The organism is Paenibacillus sp. FSL R7-0048 (genome assembly GCF_038004505.1).
Lineage (GTDB): Bacteria > Bacillota > Bacilli > Paenibacillales > Paenibacillaceae > Paenibacillus_AQ > Paenibacillus_AQ odorifer.
Genome location: NZ_JBBORF010000001.1, coordinates 4,674,629 through 4,689,906, shown reverse-complemented (window position 1 = coordinate 4,689,906; position 15,278 = coordinate 4,674,629). Strand labels below are relative to the sequence as shown.

Below are 15,278 nucleotides of genomic sequence, written 5' to 3'. Positions count from 1 at the left end.
AACAACAATGGCAAACAATGAAAAGGTTAAGCCGATCGGCGGGCCTCCAAGCGATGTTGAGCACATTAAGCAAGAGAGTAACTATCTGCGGGGCGCGCTTGTTGAGACATTAAGCAATCCGATTACCGGAGGCTTGCCGGAAGATGATAATCGGCTGCTGAAATTTCACGGAAGCTATATGCAGGACGATCGGGATTTACGCAACGAGCGCGAACGGCAAAAGCTGGAGCCTGCATTCCAGTTCATGCTTCGTGTAGTTGCCCCAGGCGGGGTAGCGACACCAGAGCAGTGGCTAGTGATGGATGATCTGGCACAAAAATACGGCAATGGAACCTTACGTCTGACTACCAGACAGGCGTTTCAAATGCATGGGGTACTCAAATGGAATCTTAAGAAAACCATTCGCAGCATTAATGATACGCTGATGACGACGCTGGCAGCTTGCGGCGATGTTAACCGTAACGTAATGAGTAATCCGAATCCTTACCAGTCAGAGGTGCATGCAGAGGTCTACGAATGGGCGCGCAAAGTAAGTGATCACTTATCACCACGTACGCCTGCTTACCATGAAATCTGGTTGGACGGTGAGAAGGTAGTAGATAGCTTAGGCGAACGTGCGGAAGTAGAACCGATCTATGGTCCGGTATATTTACCGCGTAAATTCAAGATTGGTCTAGCGGTGCCTCCTTCTAATGATGTGGATGTATTCTCGCAAGATCTGGGTTTTATCGCCATTCTGGAAAATGAGAAGCTAGTCGGCTTCAACGTTTCTGTAGGCGGCGGTATGGGGATGACTCATGGCGATACCAGTACTTATCCTCAGTTGGGACGTATAATTGGTTTTTGCCGTCCGGAACAGTTGATTGATGTGGCAGAAAAGACCGTAACAATCCAGCGGGATTATGGCAATCGCTCTGTCCGCAAAAATGCACGGTTCAAATATACAATTGACCGCCATGGTCTGGAATGGTTCGTAGACGAACTGCATGAAAGACTCGGATGGCAGCTTGAAGCAGCACGTGATTATCATTTTGATCACAACGGAGACCGTTACGGCTGGGTGAAGGGTACCAACGGAAAATGGAATCTGACACTTTATATCCAAAGCGGACGGATTCATGACCAAGAAGGATACACCTTGATGACTGGCTTGCGGGAGATTGCTAAGATTCATACTGGAGATTTCCGGCTAACGCCGAATCAGAATCTAACGATTGCCAACGTCACTACTGCCAAAAAACGCAAAGTAGCTGAGCTGGCTAAACAGCATGGACTAACAGATGGAGCACATCTTTCTGCATTGCGGCGCAGCTCCATGTCCTGTGTAGCACTGCCAACCTGCGGACTTGCGATGGCTGAAGCGGAACGCTATCTGCCTTCGCTGATAGATAAGCTGGAGCTTGTTATAGATAAAGCTGGTTTGCGTGACGAGGAAATTGTGATCCGAATGACCGGCTGCCCTAATGGCTGTGCTAGACCGGCGCTGGGTGAAATCTCGTTTATCGGCAAGGCTCCTGGCAGATACAATATGTATTTAGGAGCAGGCTTTACGGGTGATCGCCTCAATAAAATGTATAAAGAAAACATAGATGAGAAGGAGATCCTAGAGACGCTTGAACCTATTCTTCACCGATATGCCAAAGAACGTCAACAAGGCGAGCATTTTGGAGATTTCGTGATCCGTGCAGATTATGTTAAAGCCGTTACCTCTGGACTTAATTTCCATGACTAAATGAAAGTAGATTTAAAAATGTCCCGGGGCCAGTTGATGGCTGCCGGGATTTTTGTGGTTTGGTCGTAGTTAGATGCGCGAGGTGTCGTGTCGTACACATAATGCTCCAGAGGTAAAGAACGGTAGGTGAGCGCAGACGAATAGAAGATGAGTAGTAGATGAGTAGTAGATGAGGGGCAGATGAGCGCAGACGAGTAGCAGATGAGTATTAGATGAGCGATAGTAGAGCAGTAGATGAGCAGTAGATGAGCGCAACGAGCGGCAGTAGACTAACAAGGTGACGGACTCAGGAGCCCTTATTTCCCGAAATCTTGCCAATTTGCCGAGTATTCGGACACCAGCGCCGTTATGGGGATGAAAAGAGGCCGAAATAGGCCTTTTTCAGAGGAATAGCGGCTCTCCAGTCCGAAAGTTGCTCAAAACGGCTTAAATCGCACAAATAGCGTCATCTGAGTCCGAAAATCACGACAAAGCGCTCCAAAGGTAAAGAACGGCAGATGAGCAGCAGATGAGTGCAGAAGAGAAGTAGAAGAGTTGTAGAAGAGTAGTAGAAGAGTAGTAGATGAGCAATAGTAGAGCAGTAGATGAGCGCAACGAGCGGCAGTAGACTAACAAGGTGACGGACTCAGGAGCCCTTATTTCCTGAAATCTTGCCAATTTGCCGAGTGTTCGGACACCAGCGCCGTTATGGGGATGAAAAGAGACAGGAACAGGCCTTTTTCAGAGGAATAGCGGCTCTCCAGTCCGAAAGTTGCTCAAAACGGCTTAAATCGCAAAAATAGCGTCATCTGAGTCCGAAAATCACAACAAAGCGCTCAAAAGGTAAAGAACGGCAGATGAGCGCAGACGAGCGGTAGTAGACTAACATTAGAGTAGTGAAAGGCTCATATTAGATAGTGGGACAGAGTGAAATTAGCTCAGTAGGAGCAATTGTAGAGTAATACGCAGAACAGCAGGAGCAATAGTGAAGTAACGCAGAACAGCCAAACAAAAGAGCAGCAAACGACTAGCGGAACAATAGACGAGCAGCAGTAAACTATCATCAAAGTAGTAACAGTCCAGCGGTAGACTAACATCAGAGTAGTAACATTCCGGGAGCAGGCTAACAGCAGTAGATCACCGTTGACTGACAAATCTAGCAACAGCCTTCATTTGATCTACAATAATCTAGTAAGATCCCAACATCTGCGCTACAACAGATTCAATTTAAAAACCAGCAAGTCTCCAATTCCGGGAGGCTCGCTGGTTTATGTGTTTAAGGAGCGATACCGGAGATCAGTACATCGTTTTGATACAGGGTTACTTTGTTCCAAGTGCTGAAGGAAACTTTGGTTGGATCGAACGAATAGTCATTTGCTTCATTGAAGTTAGACCAGTCGCTTTTGTGCACGCGTAATTGGATTTCTCCTGACTGCCCACCGGCAGGTATGGAGCCCGCGCTAGCATTGAAAGTAAGCTCAACGTAAGAGTCGGCGTTCGTCCCACTTGTGGACCCGAGGGCAACCGATATATTAGAAGCACCGACCTGCGCCCAATCGATTACTCCATTGAGAGAGGCGCTTCCATCTTTAGTAAAGTAATAACGAATTTTCAGTCCATTTAAATTGACTGCCGTTGTTCCGTTGTTATAGATGTTGAAGTAGGGCTTGATTGAGTTATCAGTAGCATTGGTATCTGCTGCACGGTAGTAAAGTGCCAGATTACTGGATGGCGAGCCGGTAGGAGTGGCTGTAGGTGTTACTGTAGCTGTTGGCGTAGGTGTAGGTGTAGGTGTTGGCGTAGGTGTAGTTGTTGGCGTAGGTGTAGGTGTAGGTGTTGGCGTAGGTGTAGGCGTAGGTGTAGCTGTAGCTGTTGGTGTTGGTGTAGGTGTTGGTGTTGGTGTAGTGCCACCATCCGGCACAGGTTGGTAACCAGGTGTTGTGTAAATTTTATTAAGCACGGAGGGTGCTAAGGTTCCGTTTGCTCCATTAACGACTGTATTTCCCCAGTTGCTGAGTGTTCCTGCTGGACCGCTGGCTAGATCCAGATATTCAACGCCTCCGCCATTACCATACCAGGACCAGGTGAGCCAGCCCACCTTTTTTTCCTTCGTGTAGCTCATAATGGTGGCTTCATCGACATCTCCACCCGTGTGCTTGTCACCGAATTCGCCGATAATCACAGGGGCTCCAATAGCCAAGGCACTATCGATATTACTCTTGACTGTAGCAGCATTACCTCCAGCATATTCGTACATATGAATTGAGAAAATAGTGTTTTTTAAGGTATCTGAATTAAATACAGCCTGACCACTAGTGAAAATAGATTGTGGGTATTGACCCCATCCCGCTGCATCTACAACTAAAGTGTTCTTAATGCCCGCATTTCTTAACGCAGGAATTGCCGCTTGGTATCCACTGGCCCATGTTGCAGTGTTCCAAGAACCGTACCATTCATTAGCAATATTCACAATGACACGATCTTCTTTACCGATCAAAGCATCCTTGATGCTGATCCAATAGTTTACTGCAGCGTTAAGATCAGAGGTGTTGTCTGAGCCCGTAGCATCATGCACTTCCAGCATGGCAATCATTTTATACTGATCACAAAGCTTTAGAATATTTTGGACATCAGCTAAAGTATCGAGAGACCACTTGCTGCCATTAGAAAGTACAATTCTGACGGTATTGGAGCCAGTCGCTGCGATGGCCGGTATTGCAGTAGCCAGATCGTTTTTGTACCAAGTGTGTGCATGATTCACCCCACGCATTACAAAAGGACTGCCAGTAGCATCGTATAAAGTGGTACCGCTTACATAAAAACCTTTAACAGAAGTGTTCGCAGCCGCTGCCTGCTGTTGAGGTAAAGAAATAGAAAGAGTAAGGATACTAATTAATACTAACAAACTGATTTTCCGGAACGAAAAATGCTTTCTGAATTTCATCAACATTTCCTCCTTAATCAAATAGGGTTGCTTCTTTGATTATGCGTATCCTCCAGGTGGTTGCAGTAAATGCACTCAATTACAGGCATGTATCACCTCCTCAGTTATTTTGAATATAACATATAAAGGAATTTTTAGGAATAATAAATAATTTAACGATAACAATAACTTTATGTTTTATTAGAAAGATAAGAGAAATTGCTGATAAGGCACTCGTCTTTCATCTAACATTCTCATAAGAAATGATGTTATTTTTAGATTCAGGAAGGAAAATATAATTTTTTTTGCCTAATGATTTGGATTTCTCGCGATTTTCTTTCATAATATAAAGGGTAAACTAAATACAAAAGAAGAACCGTTGCCCGAGAGCGATGTGTTCTGTACAGAAGAGGCGATATTATGATTATCATGAAAACGATGGAAGAGATCGAAAAAATGCGTGCGGCGGGAAAAATTCTCGCTGAATGTCATCGTCAAATTGCGCAAATTTTGCAGCCTGGTATTACGACCTGGGAAATTGATGAATTTGCAGAAAAATTTATATTGTCTCAAGGAGCTACTCCTGAGCAAAAAGGATATAATGGGTACCCGTACGCAACCTGTGCATCTGTAAATGATGTAATATGCCACGGATTCCCGAAAAAAGAGCCGCTAAAAGACGGGGATATCGTAACCATTGACATGGTTGTTAACTTAAACGGCTGGTTGGCAGATTCGGCCTGGTCTTACGGGATTGGCAATATTAGTGAACAGGCGACCAAACTTCTAGACACTACTAAGGAATCTTTATTCCGTGGAATCGAGCAGGCGGTTGCAGGCAACCGTATTGGCGATGTTGCGCATGCCATCCAAGTTTATGCAGAGTCTAACGGGTTTTCTGTAGTGCGTGATTTTATTGGCCACGGGATCGGTTCAGAAATGCATGAAGCTCCGGAAGTACCTCACTATGGTCCAGCAGGGAGAGGGCCTCGTCTTAAAGAGGGGATGGTATTTACCATTGAGCCCATGCTGAACACAGGCAGTTACAGAACAAAAATTGATGCGGATGGTTGGACTGCGCGTACCATTGACGGCGGATTGTCAGCACAATATGAGCATACTTTAGCGATTACCCCACAAGGAACGATTATCCTGACTGAACTGTAATTTTGATGAAAATAAAATGACCAGTCTCCGTAATGGAGATTGGTCATTTTTTATTAATCTGTAATGTTGCGAGTGTAATATTCAATGATATCTTTTCTCCTAATAATTCCAACAAATACACCCTCATTATCAATCACAGGAACGAAATTCTGATCCGCAGCAAGCGTCAGCATATCCTCCATTTCTGCATTAATGAGAACACTTTCGTTATGAACATGCTTTTGGATGTCGCTTACTGGAACTTCCCCTATATTGTCAAAGGTTAAATCTGCTGTGTTTTTCAGCTTCCACAATAGATCACCCTCCGAAAGTGTTCCTACATATTTTCCTTCATTATCAATAATAGGGATAGCCGTGTAATGGTGCTGTTCTAATTGTTCTAAGGCTTCCAGCATGGATAGTGAGTTAGTGATATAGGCGACTTGATCTTTTGGCAACAAAAAAGAGGATATTTCCATCGGCATGAACTCCTTTGTATTATGTTATTTTTTGATTAGGCTACTTTTATTTAAACATACTTTTGGAATGGATAGAATTTTAAATTTTCACCCCTTGAATTATAGGTAATAAGTCCTATTGAATAGAGGTCGTATTTTGTCGATTAAAGATATATTATCCTAGAGTGGAGTTGTTCAGATGGCATTGTATCGAAGGCTTTCATTAACGTTTAAATTTGTTATGGTGGTAAGTTTAGTAATTATTGTGATCTTTTTCTTTAGTTTAGTCGCAAACCTGGCTAATCTGCGTAGTGTGAGCATATCCAACGGTGAACTTCAGGCAGAGGTCGCAGGAAAAAGTTATGCGGAGACCATTCAGAATAGAATGATAGACATTCAGTCGACGGGTGAAGCGCTCGCTGAAGTACTCCTTGAATCAAGAGAACGTCAAACCTTGGACCGTGAAGATGTTGTTTCTACAATGAAAACTATGCTTGAGCACAGACCAGAAATTTTTGGGATGAGCATATTATGGGAACCCAATGCTTTTGATCAGAACGATCAGGCTAATATAAATAAGATGCCATATGATGATGGTACGGGGCGTTTTATTCCTTATGTCTTTAGAAATCAAGGTGCAATAAAGGTTGAACCCTTAAAGAATTATGATGTAGAAGGTGCGGGTGATTATTACCTTTTACCAAAAAAAGAGAAAAAACCGGTCTATATTGAACCCTACTCCTATGAGACGACTGGTGGAGCTATAGAGATGATTTCGGTCATGCTGCCAATTTTGGATAAAACGGGTGCATTTCTGGGGACTGTAGGGTTCGATGTTTCGTTAACCCAATTGCAGGAAGAAGCCGTTAACTATAAACCTCTGGGAGGTTATGTTTCTTTAATCACTGGTAATGGCAAATATGCAGCCAACCCAAATGATCCTCAAAGTGTACTCAAAGAATTCGGTGATACAGAAGATAAAACAGTACTGTGGAAGCGTGTGAAGAATGGGGAGGCCAAACTGGGATACACGATAAATTCCAAGGGAGAAGACGTGCTGCGGACTTTTGTTCCGATACCAATGCCTGGAAGTGACCAGGTCTGGTACACACAGACAGCGATCTCTAAGGATGTTATCATGGCTGATTATGAACAAGCTAAAACAGAATTTTTTATCATTATGATTATTGGGATTTTGATTTTAGCTGTTATTGTTGGTCTTCAACTATGGTTGATGGTAGTTAAACCGCTTCGCTTGTTATCTGAGAAATTGCAGCTAATGTCTCAGGGGGATTTGACTCAAACCCTGCAGGTTCGAAATGATGATGAATTCGGCAAAATGGCTACACATTTTAATCATATGACCCATAAGCTTCGAGAAATGTTTGGACTTGTCGCTGATCTATCAATGTCCGTCGGAGCTACCTCTGAAGAGCTGACAGCTAACGCTGAGCAGACTGGGAAAGCTGCTGAACAAATTGCTGTGGCAATTGGACGAGTAGCCGAAGGAGCGCAGCTGCAGAATGATTATGCGGGTGATTCTTCAATGGCGATGAGCGAGCTGAATGTTGGAGTGCAACGGATCGCTGACTCTTCGTCATCGGTGTCTGCGTCTGCAGATGAAGTTACCGATCAGACGAAAAAGGGCAGTGCCCAGCTGCAAATGGCAGTGAATCAAATGTCGGAGTTAAAGCTGTCTGTAGATGAGACGAGTCTGGCGATTGAACGTTTAGGCGAACGATCTGCTCAGATCAGCGGGATTATCGGCTTGATTTCGAACATAAGTAAACAGACCAATCTGTTGGCACTAAATGCGGCTATTGAGGCGTCCAGAGTGGGTGAACATGGCCGAGGTTTTGCGGTGGTGGCCTCAGAAATTCGCATGCTGGCAGATCAGACTAAAAAAGCTGCCGAACAAGTTACTGCTTTGGTTGAAGATGTGGTGCAAGATACTAATCAAGCTTCACAAGCGATGGCTGTCGGCAATGAAAAAGTAATTCTTGGTGTGCAGAGTGTATCTGATAGTGATCTTTTATTTACGTCGATTCTGACAGAGATGACACAGGTAACCGATCAGATCCAAGAGGTCTCAGCAGCTGCACAGCAGATGACCGCGGGAACGGAGCAAATTTCAGTTACCGTTAAACAATTAGCCGATCTTGCTTCGGAAGCTTCCACTGACTCCCAAAGTGTAGCAGCAGCCTCTGAGGAGCAGCTTGCTTCTATGGAAGAGATCTCAGCCTCGTCGGAGTCACTAAGCTCAATGGTGCAAGACCTGTTGGATAAATTATCTTACTTTAAAATTTAGATTCCCTTTTCAAATTTAAAGAAGGGCTGTCACCTAAAACTATGAAAATGACTGCTGTGTCGAAAGCAGATGCTTAGTCACTTGAAAATACGCTTAGTAACCTGCTAACGGACACAGTGGTCCTTAAAAGTACGATTATCCGATATTTGGTATGTTATCGGACTCCAGTGCAGCTATTGGACCGAAAAATGCTTATTATGAGCCTCTTTCCAAGGAATAGCGTCACTGGAGTCCGAAATCTAGCGGTAAAGAATAAAAACATGTAAATAACGTCTACCGAGTCCGAAAGCCCCGTAGGATAATGAATGTGTAGTCGTAGCAGGCCGCAAATGACCAAAAAACGCTGAACAGCGATTCTTCGATAACAGAAGAATCGCTGTTTTGTTGATTTTAGGATTTTGAAAGTGAGGAGGTCAGTCTCCGCTCGTAGAATCACTTATGGCACAGCTCCTTCTTTCTTCCCATTTTCTTCATAATGCAGAAGAGTATCTATTTGGTGTTAGCTGTGTTATAATCAATCTATCGAAAGTATTTACCTGGCGAATTCACATAGCGTAGAGGGTTATTCTTTAGACGTTAATAACCTTGTACCATATGTGAATTTTTATTTTTTTAGAGATTTTGCAAGAGATTTTTTGAGGATAAGAATAACATGTAAATAAAAATAAGGTGGTAATTATATTATGCAAACAGGAACAGTGAAATGGTTTAACGCAGACAAAGGTTTTGGTTTTATCGAGGTTGAAGGTGGAGAAGATGTATTCGTACATTTCAGCGCTATTACTGGTGACGGATTCAAGTCCCTGGATGAAGGACAACGTGTAGAATTTAACGTAGTTCAAGGTAATCGTGGTCAACAAGCTGAGAATGTTGTAAAACTGTAAGTAGTAAAATGAATCCCCAAACGTATCGTTTGGGGATTTTTTTATAGAAAGGTGGCGGATGTAAATGCAGGTGTTTGAAGACTGGAATTTAAAAGTTAAGAAAACCTTTAACGCTACAAGTAACAAAGAAGTATTGACGGTGTCTGAAGCGGGAAGCTTGCTCGGGCTGTCTAAAGACCAAATGAAAAGTTATGTAGATCAGCATAAGTTGACTAAAGTTCCGATCATGAGAAGTGTCGTCAGATATCTTTTACTCAAGAGTGAGATCGATATGATTGTGAAAAAAACCTAAGATCATCATTAATAAATAGGGTAGACCAATCCTTGATAGGATATGGTCTTTTTTTGTCTCACAAATTTCTTATAAATAGAAACTTATCGACCCTAAGATCGTCTATAATAATGGGATATTTTAGGTAACAGTGTCATCCGGCAAAAAATATCCTCACATACTGGTGGTTATCTATCAAAACATTACGTGAGATCTAAGGAGAAAATTATGAAACGACTAGAGCGTAAAGATTATTACAAAGCTATTGAGCCTTTAGGAAAAGTGAAAATAAATACGATGTTTGCTGAGTCAGTGGTTAAACAAGTCATACCTGGCAGCGTATATGTTGACGATATCGTTAACCCGCGTGCTTTTTACATTGCACACCCTTGTGGAATGTCTTTATTAATTGGAGAGTCGGATAATGAAGAGTTCAAGCGCGATCTTTTTGATTACATAACCAATAAAAATATGATTCGGCATCATCAAGAGTTGCTGCAGGCTGATCCAGCGGGAGGCTGGCCGGAAGTTATCGCTCATTGGAGTGAACAGGAAATGCTCCATAGAAATACAAGGGTCAACTTCAGCTTTAACCGCGAGAAATATCTGAAACAGAAAGCTTCTTATCTTAACCAAGACCTTGAAGTGGTGCGAATGAACAAAGAACGGTTTTTGGCGGTAACAGGAGGTGTCAATCCTAAGGCGTTTTGGAGGAATGAAGAGCAATTTCTTGCTGAGGGGCTGGGCTTCAATATTCTTGACGCTGGGGAAATTGCCTCTACGGCATTTTCGGGTTTTGTTAATGAGCATCAACTGGAAATTGGCATAGAAACTTCAGAAGCACATCGGGGGAAGGGCTATGCCTACGCGGTCTGTTCAGCCTTAATAGAATACTGTCTAGAACATCAGCTTGAGCCGGTGTGGGCGTGTCGTCTGGATAACGAGGGTTCTTTCAACTTAGCGCATAGATTAGGCTTTGAGACAACCTACATGATTCCCTATTATCGGCTGGTAGAATCCGTCATCAGGAAGGGTTAAGGATCCGAATGAAAAATAAACAGACTACCCATTCAGCTTCTTCATTTTCTTTAAGTAGAATTGAGAAAAAAAAGGTGAAGAAGAAAACTAAGACCAGCAAGAAAAAAAAGATCTGGTTATTTACGCTTGCTATCGTACTTATTGCTGGGCTAGGATCTTATGTTTTTCGTAAAGAACTGCTGATTTTCGGATTTAATAATGTTGTGGCTCCGACTATTGAACACACGCTTGATGGATCATACGTTCCTTTAGAAAATAATGAAAACGCTGAAGCTCCTGGATTACAACCAACGGCGGATAACAAGGATCGTCCATTTTCTATCCTCCTACTGGGTACTGATCAGCGGGGAAAAGAGAACGGGCTTTCTGATTCGATTATATATACTGTGATCCGGCCAGTTGATCATAAAGTATTGTTCGTGTCGATCCCTCGTGATTCCTATGCAGAAATTATCGGAGCGGAAAAGGTTAAAGGAGCTAGGAAAGAAACCAAGATTAATGCAGCTCATTCCTATGGCGGTCCTCAGATGAGTGTAGACACCGTTAAAAATTTATTAAACGCGCCTATCGAATATTACGCTACTATTAATTTTAACGGTCTTGTGGGCGTTACAGATGCTCTAGGGGGTGTTGAACTTCCGATTACCAAGGTGATTGAGAACAAGAGCCCGGATCATGAGAAATTAAGAATTGAACCGAACAAACCGATTTATTCTGGCGCTGAAGCATTAATGTATGTAAGATACCGGGAGGATTCTGATTTTAAACGAACGGAGCGGCAGCGGATCTTTTTGAAATCTGCGCTTGAACGGATGAAGAGAGTAGATAATATCCTTAATATACAGAAAATCATCGAAATAGCAGGCAGTAATTTCCAAACCAATATGAAGTCAGACTTTATTCTTGATTTGGCGAAAAGAGTAATTCTTGAAGGGGGTACTCCTGAGATCACAAGCCATATGTTGCAGGGTGAGGGCAGACGGAAGGATCAATGGTATTACATCCTTGACGAAAATGATGTGAAGCGTACCCATGAGTTGATTGAGATTTGGCTGAATCCTGACTCTACCGATACGGATCTGGCCGCAGCTTCTGCGGATGACGCAGCATAGATGTTGTGACTGAATTATTTTATTTTTCATGTGGAGGTTGATCTCTCTGGCTGCAAAAACAAATGAGCAAATGTTACTCGAATTTAAGTCCCTCATCCCGTTCGTAGAATCTTTAGGTGAAGTATCAGCTAAACATTGGAATCAGCCTATTGCAGCTGGTAAATGGACTTTAAAGGATATCATCTGTCATCTCATGTTATGGGATAAATATTTTTATGAAGGTGCGATTAAGAAAATAATTCTCCGGGAACCGATCACAACCAAGCATTTGGATTTTAACGAGTTTAATGCTAACGCTGTAGAATATGCTAAATTATTATCTGAACAAACATTAATTGAACAATTTGTACGTTATAGAACTAAAATCATAGATGTAGCTGCAGGGTTAACGGAAGAGGAATTCAATCAGGAATATAAGGATGGAGATCGCAAAAAATTCAGCGTTCGCAAGTACTTGAGAAGTTTTATCCCACATGATAAGCATCATAAAAAACAGATTGAGCAGTTCTTAAAACCTTAAAACTTGGCGCGATTTTGGACTAACTTCATGGATTGGCGTATGAGGATAGGACCAAACATGCTTCCGGCAGAGGCGGCAATTAAGGAATGGAAGGGGAATTTTATAGCAAAATAAAAGACCCATCCAGCAACAATATCAATAAGGATGAATTTTTTGATCTCGGATAATGGAATGGTCACGAAGACAATGGATTGTTTGTTTCTCACAGCAATGACCTCCTAATTTTAAGAAAACATCTTATAAATCCACTGTTCATTCTATTTTGGAACTAAGATGTCCCATTCCGTCTAAATCTACAATCGAATCGTAAAAAAAAGGAAGTATGCCTTGCGGATCTTTTTCGCAAAGTGTACTTCCTTTTTTGTATGTGAGGATATTATCCGACTAATATTTGGCAGGGTATGGAAAGTCACAGAAGATATATTCAATCACTAGTACAATGTAAGCGTTATCTTTTGTGAAAATATATCCTAAAGGAGCTAAGCTATGAGAGTGAAGAGACTATCTTTTAACCAGCTTGTGTTTATCTGTTTAGGTTTTCAATACTTGTTAATGCGTTTGTTCTCTGCCGGCGAGGCGATCGTTATCACATCGATAGAGCTAGTAATATATATTGTTTATACTGTCGCCACCCTTGCCGGATTGTTTCTCCGGAGCAGACGAATTGATAGTGAAGCTGTATCCGGGTTGTCGTCGTTATTTTTCAGCGTGTTATGGACGGTATCTTTGTTCTCACAGTTTCGGAAAGAAAGTTATCCTAATGCTTTAACAATCATTAATTCGCTGGGGGTGTCTGCAGCGGTAATCGTGATGCTCACACAATTTATTATTTTGGCTAAGGCTTAGGCTTTAGCTGAAAAAAAGGCGGGTGCCCCAGCAGCCATTTCATGGCTTATGCGGCACTCGTTTGTTTTTTTTCATCCCCAGAAATGAAAGCTCACCCTGTTCATTTCGTTTAAATTCAAATTCACTGTCATGCTTGGTATGATGGAATCTTGTTTCTGAGATAGAATAGAACGGTGTAACCTCTTCATCATTCCAGACAAAATAATAGTCCTGGCCCCTACGCTCCACGCTCGCTTTGCAGCCAAATCCCTCATAGGTCCCCATATATTCAGCATACATGCTATCATCAAGTGGAAAGGCTCGCGGGAATATCGGCATTTCGGCAGGCTCACCGAATACTAATCCAGATAGAGATTCCGTTAACTTGGTAATGGGGACACAATCATAATTGGTCAACATGATGACGGTTGTCTGCTCTTCTGGATATCTGTGCATTTCACTTCGGAAGCCGCGATAAGCGCCACCATGATACATTCTTTTGCGATCATAACGTTCGTCCAAGAACCAACCAAATCGATATTTGAGATTACTTGAATGAAAAGCCATCTCCAGAGTATCGTGGGATACTAATTGATCGGAGTATAACGCTTGGTCCCACAGGAAAAGATCAGCAGCCGTCGAATACATGGCACCCGCTGACAGGATAGAGCTCATATGTATGTATTCACCCTGAGTATACTCTCCCCATGAGGAATGATAAGGTGAGGCTAATTTTGAAATGATTTGCTGATTGTTATAAACTCCTGTATTTACCATGCCAAGAGGCTGTAATATAAAAGTAGTGATATAATCTTCAAATGTCATGCCAGTAATCTTTTCAATGATCATCCCCAATAAATAATAGCCTGAATTATTATAGGAAAACGATGTGCCGGGCATAAATGCAGGCGGTTGACTCACAAATAGCTGTAACATCTCCAGTGGAGTCAGCTTAAGCTTATTTAATTTTTGATTATATTCGGGTAGAGAAGTGTAGTTGGCTATACCCGAGGTATGCCCCAGCAGATGAAGGATGGTCATCCCCTCGAATGCATGCTGTTCAGGAAGATATTTTAGGATCGGATCTTCCAGTCGCAGACGTTTTTGTTCTTTTAGCATCAGAATCGCCATGCCAGTGAATGACTTGGTTAGTGACCAGATCCGGAATTTGGTATCTATAGCGTTCGGGACCTGATGTTCAAGATTCGCATATCCATATGCTTTTTGTAGCTTGATTTCTCCATGCTGAGCTATCAAGACTGTGCCGCTCAATGGCCAGCTTTGTTCGTATTTATCTAAAAATTGCTCCAGACGCTGGGATTGTTTATCCACAGGTAACCCCTCCTTAAAGGCATATTCTAACATAATACTAAATTCTGTTGAAGCGGAGAGAAATCCATGAGATATGATTGTTTAATTATTGATGATGAAACTGAACTTGCGGAGACCACCTGCGAATATTTTAATTTGTTCGATGTTCAAACCGCGTTTGTTACAAGCGCTGATGCCTGTCGAAGCTTTTTACGTGAGCATCAGGTCTCAATGTTACTGCTAGATATTAATTTAGGCGGTGAATCCGGCTTCCAGTTATGCAAAGAGCTGCGTCAGACGATGGGGATTCCCATCTTGTTTATTAGTGCCCGCTCCAGTGAAGATGATGTATTGATTGCTCTTGATATCGGAGGAGATGACTATATTCATAAGCCGTATACCCTGCGAGTGCTGCTCGCAAAAGTGAAGGCGGTGCTTAAACGCCACAATAACGAAGTTATAGCTGAGGCAGCTATCCTCCAAGCCGGCCCTATCCAGATAGACCCCGAACTTAGGAGGGCAAGCCTTAATGGCGTAGCTCTCAAGCTGAAAACGATGGAATATAAATTGCTCAGCTATTTGATTCAGCAGAAAAATAGGGTAATCCCCAAAGAGGAGTTATTTACTGAGGTATGGGGAGATGTTTTTGCGGGGGATGGCACCTTAAATGTACATATCCGTCATCTACGTGAGAAGATTGAGCAGAATCCTAATGATCCTCAGTACATCCGTACAGTATGGGGCATCGGTTATGCTTTTGAGGACAAATAG

General features: G+C 42.6%; 14 protein-coding genes. 10 read left to right on the top strand and 4 right to left on the bottom strand.

Features of this window, described 5'->3' with window-relative positions; translation table 11 throughout:
- Window positions 1-7 precede the first annotated feature (7 nt).
- Window positions 8-1,732, top strand: a complete 1,725-nt coding sequence (gene cysI, locus NSQ91_RS20960; RefSeq protein WP_076130761.1) for an assimilatory sulfite reductase (NADPH) hemoprotein subunit — start codon at window positions 8-10, stop codon at window positions 1,730-1,732.
- A gap of 1,255 nt (window positions 1,733-2,987) precedes the next feature.
- Here the strand turns inward: cysI and NSQ91_RS20955 are convergent.
- The gene (locus NSQ91_RS20955; protein WP_340919679.1) at window positions 2,988-4,655 is read right to left on the bottom strand and encodes a cellulase family glycosylhydrolase; all 1,668 of its coding nucleotides are present in this window, start codon (window positions 4,653-4,655) and stop codon (window positions 2,988-2,990) included.
- 399 nt (window positions 4,656-5,054) lie between these two features.
- On the opposite strand from NSQ91_RS20955, the gene map reads away from it, so the two are divergent.
- The gene (map, locus tag NSQ91_RS20950; protein ID WP_036685786.1) at window positions 5,055-5,801 is read left to right on the top strand and encodes a type I methionyl aminopeptidase; all 747 of its coding nucleotides are present in this window, start codon (window positions 5,055-5,057) and stop codon (window positions 5,799-5,801) included.
- 53 nt (window positions 5,802-5,854) lie between these two features.
- Here the strand turns inward: map and NSQ91_RS20945 are convergent, their stop codons facing one another.
- Window positions 5,855-6,259, bottom strand: a complete 405-nt coding sequence (locus tag NSQ91_RS20945; RefSeq protein WP_038572361.1) for a CBS domain-containing protein — start codon at window positions 6,257-6,259, stop codon at window positions 5,855-5,857.
- Window positions 6,260-6,437: 178 nt separating this feature from the next.
- Between NSQ91_RS20945 and NSQ91_RS20940 the strand changes: the two genes are divergently transcribed.
- The 6 genes from NSQ91_RS20940 (at window position 6,438) to NSQ91_RS20915 (ending at window position 12,371) form a co-directional block, all read left to right on the top strand.
- A complete protein-coding gene (locus NSQ91_RS20940; protein ID WP_340919676.1) occupies window positions 6,438-8,546 on the top strand; it encodes a methyl-accepting chemotaxis protein in 2,109 nt (702 codons plus the stop codon).
- Between the two features lie 683 nt (window positions 8,547-9,229).
- On the top strand, window positions 9,230-9,430 hold the full coding sequence (locus NSQ91_RS20935) for a cold-shock protein (RefSeq protein WP_036685790.1): 201 nt from the start codon (window positions 9,230-9,232) through the stop codon (window positions 9,428-9,430).
- Between the two features lie 64 nt (window positions 9,431-9,494).
- On the top strand, window positions 9,495-9,722 hold the full coding sequence (locus NSQ91_RS20930; RefSeq protein ID WP_038572358.1) for a hypothetical protein: 228 nt from the start codon (window positions 9,495-9,497) through the stop codon (window positions 9,720-9,722).
- 207 nt (window positions 9,723-9,929) lie between these two features.
- Window positions 9,930-10,739: a GNAT family N-acetyltransferase gene (locus tag NSQ91_RS20925; protein WP_076304841.1), complete on the top strand. Its 810-nt coding sequence runs from the start codon at window positions 9,930-9,932 to the stop codon at window positions 10,737-10,739.
- 8 nt (window positions 10,740-10,747) lie between these two features.
- On the top strand, window positions 10,748-11,851 hold the full coding sequence (locus NSQ91_RS20920) for an LCP family protein (protein WP_081386408.1): 1,104 nt from the start codon (window positions 10,748-10,750) through the stop codon (window positions 11,849-11,851).
- A gap of 37 nt (window positions 11,852-11,888) precedes the next feature.
- The gene (locus NSQ91_RS20915; protein ID WP_340919670.1) at window positions 11,889-12,371 is read left to right on the top strand and encodes a DinB family protein; all 483 of its coding nucleotides are present in this window, start codon (window positions 11,889-11,891) and stop codon (window positions 12,369-12,371) included.
- Here the strand turns inward: NSQ91_RS20915 and NSQ91_RS20910 are convergent.
- Window positions 12,368-12,577, bottom strand: a complete 210-nt coding sequence (locus tag NSQ91_RS20910) for a hypothetical protein (RefSeq protein ID WP_076100132.1) — start codon at window positions 12,575-12,577, stop codon at window positions 12,368-12,370. The two genes, NSQ91_RS20915 and NSQ91_RS20910, sit on opposite strands and share 4 nt — an antisense overlap.
- Window positions 12,578-12,857: 280 nt before the next feature.
- On the opposite strand from NSQ91_RS20910, the gene NSQ91_RS20905 reads away from it, so the two are divergent.
- Window positions 12,858-13,217: a hypothetical protein gene (locus NSQ91_RS20905; RefSeq protein ID WP_076129905.1), complete on the top strand. Its 360-nt coding sequence runs from the start codon at window positions 12,858-12,860 to the stop codon at window positions 13,215-13,217.
- A gap of 39 nt (window positions 13,218-13,256) precedes the next feature.
- Here the strand turns inward: NSQ91_RS20905 and NSQ91_RS20900 are convergent, their stop codons facing one another.
- Window positions 13,257-14,528 carry a serine hydrolase domain-containing protein gene (locus tag NSQ91_RS20900; RefSeq protein ID WP_076304843.1) on the bottom strand — a complete coding sequence of 424 codons (1,272 nt, stop codon included), beginning with the start codon at window positions 14,526-14,528 and terminating at the stop codon, window positions 13,257-13,259.
- A 66-nt stretch (window positions 14,529-14,594) separates the two neighbouring features.
- Here NSQ91_RS20900 and NSQ91_RS20895 point away from each other — a divergent pair, with 66 nt between their 5' ends.
- Window positions 14,595-15,278: a response regulator transcription factor gene (locus tag NSQ91_RS20895; RefSeq protein ID WP_076129903.1), complete on the top strand. Its 684-nt coding sequence runs from the start codon at window positions 14,595-14,597 to the stop codon at window positions 15,276-15,278.

Coding starts and splice junctions, on each gene's coding strand:
- NSQ91_RS20930 (WP_038572358.1), top strand. CDS start 9,495: ATGCAGGTGTTTGAAGACTGGAATTTAAAAGTTAAGAAAACCTTTAAC.
- map (WP_036685786.1), top strand. CDS start 5,055: ATGATTATCATGAAAACGATGGAAGAGATCGAAAAAATGCGTGCGGCG.
- NSQ91_RS20940 (WP_340919676.1), top strand. CDS start 6,438: ATGGCATTGTATCGAAGGCTTTCATTAACGTTTAAATTTGTTATGGTG.
- cysI (WP_076130761.1), top strand. CDS start 8: ATGGCAAACAATGAAAAGGTTAAGCCGATCGGCGGGCCTCCAAGCGAT.
- NSQ91_RS20895 (WP_076129903.1), top strand. CDS start 14,595: ATGAGATATGATTGTTTAATTATTGATGATGAAACTGAACTTGCGGAG.
- NSQ91_RS20905 (WP_076129905.1), top strand. CDS start 12,858: ATGAGAGTGAAGAGACTATCTTTTAACCAGCTTGTGTTTATCTGTTTA.
- NSQ91_RS20945 (WP_038572361.1), bottom strand. CDS start 6,259: ATGGAAATATCCTCTTTTTTGTTGCCAAAAGATCAAGTCGCCTATATC.
- NSQ91_RS20925 (WP_076304841.1), top strand. CDS start 9,930: ATGAAACGACTAGAGCGTAAAGATTATTACAAAGCTATTGAGCCTTTA.
- NSQ91_RS20935 (WP_036685790.1), top strand. CDS start 9,230: ATGCAAACAGGAACAGTGAAATGGTTTAACGCAGACAAAGGTTTTGGT.
- NSQ91_RS20920 (WP_081386408.1), top strand. CDS start 10,748: ATGAAAAATAAACAGACTACCCATTCAGCTTCTTCATTTTCTTTAAGT.
- NSQ91_RS20955 (WP_340919679.1), bottom strand. CDS start 4,655: ATGAAATTCAGAAAGCATTTTTCGTTCCGGAAAATCAGTTTGTTAGTA.